Below are 12,918 nucleotides of genomic sequence, written 5' to 3'. Positions count from 1 at the left end.
ATCTCCCTTCTTTATTTGTTTTTTCGATTATAAACATAAGAAAAACTCTCCAGGAACTTATAGAGAGTTACATTCATAACGCCTTCGCCAGTCGACCAATTTATGTTTTTAACAATATATTGTCCCTGTATTTTATTGTATCTGGGTGTATATTCAACCTTTGTATTTACTTCTAACCACGGGACAACCAAGGTGGTCAAATTAATTGTATCCATCATAGCTGTTGACTTATATGTTAAAAATTCAGCCTGGTTATAACAAGCTGCATCATCTGATAAATTGTCATAATCAATTGACTTTATAATCTCATAACCTATATTGGCCACTGAAAAAGGACACTCAGCAGATTCTTCAACATATCTCCCATAACATTGGAATTGTCCCAATAAAAAAAGAGCATTTTGCTCTGCATTTATTCGCCTATATCTAAAGATATAGATATTGTCTGCTTTCAAGTTTTCGGGTTGTAATGGATTGCTGTTCCCATCATATATAGGAATAGGAGCGAAATTGTTAATCGTAAACTTTGGTGCATTTAAATTATTACTTGATACCTTAAAGGCAATCTGGGTAAGATTATCCACATCCTGCCATGATGTAAAACTATCAAGGGTAATACGATAAGTATTGTCGGTGTATATTGAAGTATCGGCATATCTGTCTGACCGATCTAGTTCCAATACTTTCCCCCATACTTCCGTAACATTGTAAATATCAGAGAATTTCATATCGGCATTTTCGTCTTTAACGATGCTTTGCATCAAATTATCATTTAAAGTTACCGGCTCATGGAATCCAGTCGGGACTTGTCTCCAAATGAAAGCGCCATCTGCATCAAAATAAAACTCCCATGAATCATATAAGTCTCTAATTTTCGTCCAAACATCTGAATAAACGGCACCGGTTGAAAAGGTTAAATCATATGGAATCGGTTTGCCTATATCTTCCACAATATACTGGTTTATTCCGGCTGCCTTTAACGTTCCTATAATTGCCAATCTTATATCTTCACCGGCAGGAATCAGTAGATTTTTAACAGCGTAATCAGGTGCATCGGGTATGGAACCTTTCCCGTGCAATTGACCATTTAACGTTCCGTCATAAAGTGACATCAAATCTCCACAAGTCAATGAGAGGGTACGGTCAGCTCCGGTGCTTGTGTATTTCATACTTATATAACAAAAAACTCCCAGTTGATACCAAATAATTTTATTTTCCCTAATTGACTTTACTCCATAAAAAACTCTGATTCTTTTGTCAAACCATATTTTTTTATCTTTTCCAATAATAAAAGTTGAATTCATAACTTTTAGATCACAACTATAGCTTCGTCTTTGTAAAGACTCTGAATCCTGGGAGTATCTATCGTTTAAAATATAACCTTCCAATGAGTCGAAAATTTTAAAGTTTTCATTGAGTAATTCAACTTTTAAACGTATCTCCTGTTCACCCTGGCGCAATATACTTAAATCTGTTTGTGTCACCTCATAAGCCATATTTCACCTACCTGTCTAAATCAGTATCGATAAATCCATTGTCATATAAATCACCAATTGAAGAAGTCTCTCCGCACTCAACCACTGAAAATTTACTTTTTACATGTTCAAGGTGGTCCGAATCTTCCGATATTCCACTTGTAATTGCGATCATCCATGAGTTGCCCTCAAAATCCTTCAATATTTTGGGTCTGCCATTCGTTAAAAATTGATATATCTGATTTCGATATTCCCATGAAGAATCTGTAAGCCATTGGCAATCACGATTTTCTATAAATGTGCATTCCATATCTCCTGAATAGTAATTCGTAATGCCACCCTTAATTACCACCGGTTTTAAACGATTGGGTAACTCCACAACACCTACAAGATGATTTAGCTGTTTCTTAAAACCGGCATCTAAAATTATAGGATAAGAGACATCTTTTTCACAAATAAAGTATGATTCAAATTTTGATTCAACTCCATTGCTGATGTAATTACCTTCGCCTCCTGAAATAACGGGGACGTAGGCATATTCTATGTTTCCAATCGGTTCCGTATAGTCTAATAAAATTATTTCAAAATCTTCATTTTTATTAATGGGTTTTTCATATATGGTTTTAAATGTTGACTCGTTTTTAAGTCTCCTTTTTATTCTGATAAATTCAACTACATCCGTAGAAAAACCAACGTTTCCCCCATGTAAATCCCCCATAAATTCAGCGTGCAAGAGCGTGTTAAAACCCCAATCCGGTGGGATAGAAGCATCAAAGTTTGTAATGTCTATCAAATCATTACTCACATATATTTCGTCTAAAATAGCTGACTTTACAGCTAATTGTTGTATATTCTTCGCTTCAACGAAAGATGTAATCAATGTTTCTTTTGAAGAAGCAAAACTGTTACCTAGAAACATTAAGGTTCACCCCTTTCTATAATAACCGCCCTTAAGTCATAGTAAGTTCCTTTACGATTTACACATAGAGCGAATTGCTGGTATTCAGATGGTATGTCCGTATAATTGCTGCAGCATATATAATTATTACCACAAGAATTTGCAGCCAATTCAAAATACGCTTTTTCACCATTTGAGTCCTCGTAGTTTCCTATCCGGTAATAGATATTGGCGTCTAAACCGTTTTCGTCACTAAATGAAATAATAGAATCATTTCTTTTGGGTTCATAAAAAATAAAGGCTTGTGTAAAGTCACCCTCTACTAAAAAGCCTTCATTATAAGTCACCTTATTGTCCCGTAAATCAATATACTCATTTCCTATATAAATCACATCTTTTTCCGGCACTCCAATAGCAGAAATTATATTGCTTTTAAGTTCAATTGCGCCCGATTCCGGCTTATTATTCAGTTCAAGGGTATTGAAAACTTGTGCAATCGTATAGGAAACAGTGATGAGTATAAAACCAGTATCTAATGTTATTCCATGCAGCGTTTTTCCCGTAATCCGAAGATAATATTGTTTTGCATTTTCCAGTCCTGAAATAACATAAGACAAATCTGTTGTATCATAGATATCCCCGGAAGAGGAGATTAATGTTTTTTGGTATGTATACAAAGAAACAGAGAAAGAATTTAAAGGTTCGTCCTGGGGTTGTAAATAATCTATATCAATCTTACATGCTGAGGTCTGAATAATTCCACCATCAGAAATGGAAGGCTTAAAAATGGGTTTGGAGAAACAGTAAAATGGTGTGCCAATTTCCTGCAAACCGGATTCATTGTTGTTCACATCAAATACTGTAATATAGGCGACATAATATACTCCATTAATTAGTTCACTGTCAGACAAAACAGTATAAGACTGCTTCATCGTATTTTCTGTTTGATCATATACAATCGCACCGGTTTCATTATTTTTCACGACACATCTGACTTTGTATATCTGATTGCCCCGCCAGGTAAATTTAATTTCTGTACCCAGAGAAGAGTCAAATGGCTCTATTGGATGAATGATCGCATACATATAAGCACCTCCTTTCGTATTTTTTATGTATTGGCTAACTCTAACGCCTTTATTCTGTTATTAAGAGACTCAATTATTTCATCTACTTCTGTCTTCTGAAATGATGTTATAAAATCGACAGCATTGGTATTGCCGTTTTTCATTGTGGTTTTAAAACCGTCATTATCAATGAATACGCATGTGCCTTCTGCATTCAAATTACTTCCTTCTTCTGTGCCACAAACACGGCTGATTAAGTCAACAGCTCCATCAAAATTACCCCTGGTGTTTATATGATTAATTACAAATTTTTTACCGCGTTGATATTTATTATAACCTACATTTCCGGTTGTCTTAATTCCAACAAATTTACATGTACTTTCCAAATCCACATTATCAACAGATATATTTGATGCAGATACATCTGGAAACCGTTTGGTCGCTCTTGTACTGGAATTTGAATTAAAGTGTACAGAAATTAAACTCATATCCATTCCTTCAGTTATGATATCAATGTTATCAATCATAATATTTCCATCGAATAATGCTCCATAAGAGTTGTTTATATTAACAATCCCCTGTCCTCCGCTGTTTGGTTCTCTGTATTTGATAAATTGAGTATTGGTTATTTTTAATACTCCGGTTCCACCGCCCACCTGGATTCCCCAATCGTAAATCTTACAGTTGTTTATGGTTAGATCACGAAAATATTCATGAACATCAATACGGTTTAATGAACAATTTTCAAATATAATGTCTTTGACATTGTTCATAGCAGTTGCTCCCCAATAACCTCCAATATCACAATCGATTACCCGGATGCCCATGGAACAGTCAAATCGCATACTATAACCGCTTCCCCGGCTGCCGTTGGTATTTGGCTTTCCTGCTATATTAGTGCCAATAATATTTTTAATGATTACATTATAGCAACCATCTATCCGTATGACAGAATTCTTATACTGAACGTTATTTAAGGAATTGTGTTTTGGATTGATGAAAAAGCTTTTCAATACAGTATTATGCCTTTTACATGTGATAGGGTTACATGTGACGTTAGGAGTTGTTTCAATTAATATTTCACATCCGGTAAACGTTAATGTGCGATGGTTGTATTTTGTATAAGTAATGTTAGTTTGTGTCTCATAATCGTCATATCCGTATATCAGTGGCCCCATACAATTTCCATAGACATTATGAAACATTAATTCACTGCGAAATGTATCCGTTAGTATCCCGTCATCATAGCGAACAGACCATACTGTTTTGTCTTCAATCTTTAATACACAATGGCGTGGAAGACTGTTATCTTCCATAGGGAAGTAGGATGTTCCACGTTTTAAGTTATGCTTATTAATTATATTATAATTATAATAATTAAAGCCATCATCATTTATTATTTGATAGAAGGAATAGGAATTTTCATTGGTAATGTATAGTACGGAACCAGATAAGTCCACATCAGATTGAATGTAAATAGGTTCCATATCTTTTTTGAAAATTTTCCCTGAATTGTTTTTCAATAAAACCCTATATTTATTACAATAGAAGTGAGCTTTTCTTAAATATGCATTATCATCAGATAATCCATCCATTATAGCACCAAACATTTTATAATTTACAAAATCTTGATTCAGGATATTTGCATATAATCCGTTTGATAAAGAAATGCTGTAATCTTCCGGTTTATCTGTTATTTTATAGATAGCTCCTCCGCTATCAGACATGGTGTAGTATCCACCGGTTTGAACTATATCATTGTTCTTAATTTTAAGGTGAGGAATTTCAGAAAACGTATTGTAGAATAAGACTATGTTTTCTTTGATATCAGTTATTTTTGCATTGACTTCAATTATGGAATCTTCTGTATTCTTTTTATACAGCAGAATGTTATCAAAAAACTTTTTGATTTTGCCGACTACGACTTTCAGAGAGTCTCCGTTATCAGGTATGGGAAAATCAGATTCTATATTGTTTTCTAATGTGCCAATCTTTGTATCAGACACATCTCCTCCCAAGATAGAAACTTTTTTATTAATTGCCTCTTGTTGTGCTTGTGATACCGGTTTACTATTGTCTGAGGTATTATCAACATTACCCAATCCAATGTTACCAGGTGAGATGTTTACATAGCCTGATTTGTAAGAAACTTCATCAGAGCCTTTTACCCCATTGACGGCTGTAATAATATCATCCGGTTGATATGCCTGTATATACAATTCATTCCAATTATTCCTCGGTGCACATACCCAGACCACATCTCCAATTTTTACTTTCCAGCCACATGATGCCGGATACCCCTTATTTTTATACAAAATTGTATACTTATCTGCGGATATTTGATCTATTACTTTAGCACGAAAAGTTTTATCATAACTCATATTTCTTGTTTTTTCTGTTATCATTCTTTCAATATCTTTATATATCTGGTAACAGGCGTTCATTGCCTTCATTGCTTACCTCCAATCTAATAAGAGGGTTATTTAAAACCCTCTTACAATTATCATCGTCTGCCTAAGCCCTGATTAATAGCCATTGTTAATCCACCATTTAAAATTTCAGATGCTAAATCGTCACTATTATTACATTCCTGTATATTAATTCCTCCATTGAAGGTTATAACAGGAGTTGTTGTCGTATTAGCTATACCTACATTATTTAAAAGATTGCTATAGTCAGGAATATTGGGCGCAAAACTATAAGCAGATGCAAAGTTATCCAACAATTTCTGTTGTTGCTCTTTATTAAATACAGCCTCTCCCATGTGTAATACGGCAGGAATTTCATCTGGATCAAGCTTCTTCAAACCCAAAAGCTTCATTGAAGCCTCTCTGTCAAAATCAGAATATGATCCAACTAATCCTCTTGTAATACCATCTTTTAGACTAGTTCCTAATTTAATTCCGGGGCCACTATCCACATAGTCGCCCTTTCCGGGAGTTCCAGGACTTCCGTCTCTACCTCCTCCATATCTTGTATTATCATTGTCATCGTCATCATCGCGGGAATAGCTATCTCTCAGATTATCCCTGACTTCTCTTAACACATCCAGCATCTTTTCAACATTACTTGTAAGTTTCTGCCAGCTAGAGGTTTGTTCAGATATGATTCCAGCGTTCTTATTGTACTGTTCCATGGACTTTAACAGTTCGGTGGCAGTGTCTTTCAGCCCGGTTTGGATTCCTTTTAAAATGGAATCTGCATTTGCCGATCTATCGTTTACAATGCCTAAATAATCAAAGATGTTCTGTAAATTTCCAGTAGCTGACATATTCTGATTGAGCTGAGAAAGAAGGGTGTTGATACCCCTTACAGCTTCGGAATATGTAATCTCACCGGCCTTATAGGAAGCCACATAATCCTCTAATAGAGACTGAATGCTATTAGTGGAGTCTATTTGGTCTTGATACTTTTTAAGCTGTTCAGCGGTGTTTTGATACATTTTGGAGAAAGTATTAAATAAGGCTGTATCATTGCCGGAGAGTACCTGATCTTTCCACTTATTACCGAGGATAGAAGAAGTTTTTGCTTCATCTTGAGCGGTTTTAACCTTTTCAGAAATTTCAGACCAACGATTTGATATGATCTCTAATTTTTCAATTTGGGAATCATATAATTCATTTTGTTTCTCTAATGCTTCATCGAGTGAATCAATTTGATCCTGAATTGCTCCAGTTTCTAAATCGAATTTTGCATTTGCGACTTGTTCCTGCGCTTCTCTTAACTTATCGGCGTCAACTTCGTAAGATTCCTGCCCATTGCGAATTACCAGCTCTGTTGCTTGCTGATTGATCTTTTGAAGGTTATATAAACTTTGCTCATAGGCCATCTGACGCTTTAACTGATCATTTTGCTTCTGTAATAAGTCAAGTTTATCTTGCAGACCCTTTTTTTGCGATTCGTTGGCTTCTTGATAGGCATCTTTTTGGTCATTTATGGTGTCGATTTGTTTTTGAATGGCATTTGTTACTGTTCCTATGACTAAATCCTGTTCGCTTTGAACATTACTCAATCCGTCAGCAACTTTTTGTAGACTGTCAGAATATGAATTGATACTATCTAACGGCATTTTCAGCAGTTCTTCATTGTATTTTTTCAAATTGGACAACATGGAAGAGGTGGCAGAATCAATGTCCTGTAATTGTTTGTACAATTCCTGCCATTTTGTAGATCCCTTTTTATATTCTCCCATCAGATTTTTTACTAACTTCGCCTGTTTTCCGTATTGTTCAATTACGGTGATTCCATTGGAAATAAGTGCTTGGTAATATTCCCCATCTAATTTCTGGCCTGTGGCTGTATAAACAGTTCCCCAATTTTCAATTTTAGCAGTAATATCATCATACATTGAAATAATTGTAGATAAGTTGTCAATTGGCATTTGTTTAAGAGTTTGATTGCATTCCTCTTGTTCAAGTTTTAGCCTTTGTATTTCATTTCTTGCAGCCTTAACCTTTGCCTGTAATTCTTTATAATCTTTTGAATCGGTGAAAATATTTACTGCCCGGAGATCAGCCATTTCAGATTCCCATTCATCAATATTTTGTTGATTGCCAGAAATTAAACCCTTATTATTCTCTATTTGCCGTTTGTAGAAGTCCGCATCGACAATCTCTCCACGCGCTTCCATCAATTCCATCTGAGACTTGATTATTTTGTTAGATTGTTCTAGTTTTTCGTTCTCAATATCCGTTGCGTCAATTCTGTTCTGATGAAGTTTCTTAATTGTTTCAATATGTTCTTTCTCACCATCAGCTAATTGTTTTTCAGATGATTTCAACTTTTCATTAGCGTCTATTGCTGTTTGAACCTTTTTTGCCAAATCAGCAGGTAAAGATTCAACATCTGCTCCTCCAGACTCAATCTTGTCCTTATATTCGGACGGAATGGCCTTTAGTGCATCCTCATATGATTTTGAATATGCCTCGACCTCTCTTTGATATTGAGGAAGTAATGTTTCGGTTTGCATCTTTAGCATACGTTGCAACGCATTTTCTTTTGACGCACCAGGGGCGCCAGATTGAATCATCGTATACAGTTCACCCAAACTCAATCCTGCTTCATTCGCATAACTTTGTAGCTGAGCCAGACCTTCCACTGTGTTGCCAAGGCCATTATCAAAAATTGATTTTGCGTTATCAAATTCTTCTTGTGTCAATCCAAGGTAGGCTATTGTATCTTTAGAAGCTAATTCTTCTAATTTAGCATAACTCTCTTGTACTGCTTTAGTTTTGCGGGCAATCCAATCAAATTCTTGTTTTGCTTCTTCCTGGGTTTTGGAGCCACCGTCATCAGGAGCAGTTTTTTTATAATCATCAGCATTTAATTTGGTGAACTCGTAATTAAAAGTGCCGTTACTGATCTCAGATAAAACTGCACTTGCTGATTCAAGAAGCCTGAAGTCACCGGCTGACCCGTTTAAACCACCAGCTTCTGCTCTTGCCATAATTGCTTTTGCATTTGCCAACTTAGCAAGAACCGTGGAACTTGCTCCTGCGGCATTTGCCAGTGCAATGACCTGGTCAATATCACTGGCCGTATCAATTTTAACATTATTTATCGCCAATTTCTGTAATGCCAACCGGGATAAAGCCTGTTCAGATTCACCGGCAGCAATCCCATTCAGGACAAAAGCATTAACTTCGCTGATTGTCGCATTGTTTAAAACACCGGAGGCATTTGCAGTATAATGCTTCTGCGCAGCAAGTTCAGCTTGTGTTTGAGCAAGTCTGGCAGTAACAATCTCTTCTGCGTTAGCTATTCCCTGACCTTCAAGAAAAGAGACTGCGAGATTTTTTGACTCATCTGTAAGACCGTTGAGCAGACCTGTTGACTCAATCCATTCGCTTACCAAGTTATCGAAGGACGATTGAACTGCATCAATATCCTTAGGGGAACTTGACATTACATCTATAAAGTCACTGTAAGATGCGCCAATTCCGCTAAAGGTTTTTGTAAAATCCTTGTCACTGAGAAGAGTGAGATCAAACGGATTTTCTTTATCGTGAATACTGCCCATAATCTTATCAAGAGTTTCAAAACCTCCTGATAAAGAGCTTATTTTAGAAATTAATTCCGGCTTAGCGAAGGAATTCTCAACCTCAGCATTCGCAGTAACTAATTTTTCCCCATATATGCCAATTACAGAAATTAAATCTTCAGGAATTAGTCCATTTTGTTTTAAATAATCATTGACATCAGAAAAATTTCGTTCAAGTTCCTCTTGCGTTAATTTACCAGTATTCGCAAGAGATTTTAATTTTTCTATATCTTTTGAAATAGTCGTAGAATTAATGAAATCCACAAGCTGTTGTCCAGGAGAGAGAAGTAAGTTGTCTATCATTTTAATTCTCTCTGTAACACCATCTAATTCAGCACTCGACTCGCCAGTTGCCGTAAGATCATCTGAGTATCCCTGTAGTTCTGTTCTATTCTCCCGCAGTTTGGATTCAGTTTCTTGCAGTTTGGCATTAAATCTTTCAATACCTTCCGCATCTTCATTATTAATTGCTTTGGCTTTTTCTTGTTGGTAATACTCATATTGAGCAACAAGGTTTGCAAGGCTTTTAGATTCCTTGAGTATGTTATCCCCGGCATATGGGTCACTGTCAGGAGGATAGCTTCCTACATCGGTTCCGGTCTGTTTTGGTCTGTCGTAAACTTCCTTGTATTTATCTATATTCTCTCGATCTACCGAAGCAGAATATTTTGAATTAAATTTTTCTTTTGTAAGATCCGCTACTTTTTTCGATTCTTCTTGTTTCTGTTTTTCTAAGTATTGCTGACGTATCTTCAGTTCTTTATTTTGCTCTTTAAGTCTCTCTAAATCCTCTGCTTCAGTAATAGATAGGGTATCTAGTGATTGTAATTCTTTAATTCTATCGCTTGTGGTATCTATTTCAGTTTTAAGAGAAGATAGTTCTGATTCGGTGCTTGCCAATGCTTCCTTTGCGTTGTCGAGCCGGTGAACATAATCATCAAACGCTTCAATGGCCTTACCAATTGCCCATGATGCAGCTGCAAAAACAGCCATCCAGCCAACAGTGGATAAAACTTTCATTGAAACCGTAAGAGCCTTAGTCTTTATATCAACCATGGTTAGATAGGCTTGATAACCTTGGAGTACAGTCTGACCTTCTTTTAACTGGATTGATCCGTCTTTGATTCCATTTGCGAAATTTATTGCAGAGACTTGACCTGTCCCCAACTTGCTCAATACTTCTTCGATATTGGGAGAATTTTTTATAGCTGATTCATCTAATTCCGTAAAAGCTTTTTTTACTTCTTCTGATATGCTTTTTGCTTCATGCAACTTTTTAATCGAAGAAAATATATTCCCAAACCCATTCTTTTCATCATAGCTTGCAAGCGTATATGATAATTATCTGGTGGGAGTATTGTTTTGGCCAAATTGATAAGCAGTGTCTTCGGCAAGAACTTTTTACCTCGGAACTATTTTCCGATTGCCGTTTTTGGAAGTCAGCCAATCGGGAGCATAATCGCTCACTATTTACACGCGCCGCATAGTTACGGTTGGCTTTTTCACTATCACGCTCAATGATAGGTTGCGGACCATACCTTAGTGAACATTATAACATCAAAATATCCACTCGCTCTGATGGCCTCTGAGACCGGCACTTTCTTATTGTAAAAAGTACGCCTGTCTGCTGATTGAGACATCATGCTACATTACGAGTCACATGAGCTGTTCCAGTCCTTGTACAGTTGTTACCAAATCTGTAAACCACGGAGCCACCCATGGTCATATAAAGCGTTTACAAATCCAAAGCCCTCTTATCTATCATAGACTCGTTCCTGTTTTACCTGCGGTTATTTAGCCGCAGCAGTAGGACTTACCTGAACCATGCAAGATTTGCGTTAAATCGTACTCATGAAAATCCAGGCCTTTTAATGAAAATTGACGAGAGGCAAACGCCCCGATTCCAGCACCTAAAGCACCCAATGGAGTCAGAAAACTTACTATTCCATCCGCCCCTTTTATTAAAGCGGTGCCAAGGTCAAGAAGGAAATTAATCGTACCTGAATCTGTCAGCGTATTAGACAGTCCAATAAATGCATTGCTTAATCTTTCAGTATGAGCCGCAACAGAATCCTGATAAGCAGAGAACGTCTCCATTGCCTGCCCAGATGAATTAAGGGATGTTTCGGTATATTTCTGAGCTGTTGAAAAATTTTCCATTAGAACAATGAAATTTCCCATATGGTCAGTCCCGGCAAAGGCATTTGCAATTGCCTGCTGTTGAACCTCAGAATAGTTGTTCCAGTTAGAAGCTGTCTCAGCTAACACTTCATCAAAATCCCGAAACGAATTCTGCGAGTCTCTTAATGAAATACCAGCACTTTTTAGCACGGTTTCCACATTGGAAATATCTTCTCCCGAATTCTGGTAATCCTTTAATTTACCCAGCTTAATATTGCCCATACGGGAAAATACGGAATCAAGAGACGTTCCTGCTTCACTCATACCTGACTGGGAAGCGTCACCTATTGCTGCCAAATATCCAAGTAAAGTATCTATACTGACTCCCGCAAGTTTTGCATTATCTGCAACCTGGCTCATACCCTCAACCAGTCCGCCTATGTCAGCGGAAGAGTTCATATCTACGGCATATAGTTTGTCTACAACACCAAGGGTGTCTCCAACCGAAACTTTATAATCCTTCATAATATTCGTAAGGTATTCAGTCGCATCTGCCGATGACATTTTACCTACTTTGGAAAGTACCATTGAACTGCGAATGAGATCTTCTGTTTCCGCTATCGTTTTCCCTTGCTTTAACCATTCCGTGCCAGACTTGGCAACATCGATAACCGTGGCACCTAACTCATCACCAAGTTTTGAATATGATTCCATGTATGATTGTAATTCTTTTTTAGATGCGCCGGTTGCCATGGAAAGACCCGCAACTGTCTCATTTAATTCTATGGAAACATCTTTTATTTTATTAAATCCATTAACCACCATTGTTATTCCATCTGATTCAAACAGCCAAGAGCCAACGCGGCCTGCAGTTTTTTTTAGGGAATCAAATAAATTAACTTTATTTGTTTTATCAGTCGCAGAATCGATATTTCCACCAAAAGGTTTCGGGGCTCCACTATTATTATCAGCCTGCGGTTTGATGATGTCAATTGTACTCAACTTTTGAACTTTATCAGCGGTCTTTCCTACTTCCTTCTGCAATTTCTGTTGGTCTTTTATGGCCTCAGCCACGTCCTTTTTTAAATCCCGGCCATTCATTTTTATATCAATACCAGTGACTTTCTTTAATTTAGACTTTAATTCAGAAACTACCTGTTTAGCTGCTTCCATTAATTCAGCTTTATTTAAACCCACCGAAAGTTTCAACTGATATTTTTTTAATATATTTTGAATTTTGGCAATAGCAGATTTTCCAATTCCACTTGGGTCCAATACTACCTTCAGTAATGCTTTTAAATCTTTCATATATTTACATTC

Annotated in this window: 6 protein-coding genes; all 6 read right to left on the bottom strand. The window is 36.6% G+C overall.

Translation table 11 applies throughout. The features are described from left to right. Positions 1–11: 11 nt before the first annotated feature. Entirely contained in the window at positions 12–1,496 is a 1,485-nt protein-coding gene (locus QM657_RS15580) for a DUF5048 domain-containing protein (protein WP_415067624.1), read from the bottom strand. Between the two features lie 7 nt (positions 1,497–1,503). After that, positions 1,504–2,394, bottom strand: a complete 891-nt coding sequence (locus QM657_RS15575) for a hypothetical protein (RefSeq protein WP_415067623.1) — start codon at positions 2,392–2,394, stop codon at positions 1,504–1,506. Continuing rightward, positions 2,394–3,458 carry a hypothetical protein gene (locus QM657_RS15570; RefSeq protein ID WP_415067622.1) on the bottom strand — a complete coding sequence of 355 codons (1,065 nt, stop codon included), beginning with the start codon at positions 3,456–3,458 and terminating at the stop codon, positions 2,394–2,396. Before QM657_RS15570 ends, QM657_RS15575 begins: the two co-directional genes overlap by 1 nt. A 23-nt stretch (positions 3,459–3,481) precedes the next feature. After that, positions 3,482–5,890, bottom strand: coding sequence for a hypothetical protein (locus QM657_RS15565; RefSeq protein ID WP_415067621.1), 2,409 nt, complete (start codon positions 5,888–5,890; stop codon positions 3,482–3,484). A 50-nt stretch (positions 5,891–5,940) separates the two neighbouring features. Next, the gene (locus QM657_RS15560; RefSeq protein WP_415067620.1) at positions 5,941–10,749 is read right to left on the bottom strand and encodes a hypothetical protein; all 4,809 of its coding nucleotides are present in this window, start codon (positions 10,747–10,749) and stop codon (positions 5,941–5,943) included. A gap of 522 nt (positions 10,750–11,271) precedes the next feature. Further along, complete coding sequence (locus QM657_RS15555; protein ID WP_415067619.1) at positions 11,272–12,906, bottom strand: phage tail tape measure protein; 1,635 nt, start codon at positions 12,904–12,906, stop codon at positions 11,272–11,274. Between the last annotated feature and the right edge of the window lie 12 nt (positions 12,907–12,918).

Origin of the sequence: Lacrimispora sp., assembly GCF_047605665.1 — a bacterium.
In the GTDB taxonomy this organism is placed as follows: Bacteria; Bacillota; Clostridia; order Lachnospirales; family Lachnospiraceae; genus Lacrimispora.
This window is presented reverse-complemented; position numbering and strand designations above follow the sequence as displayed.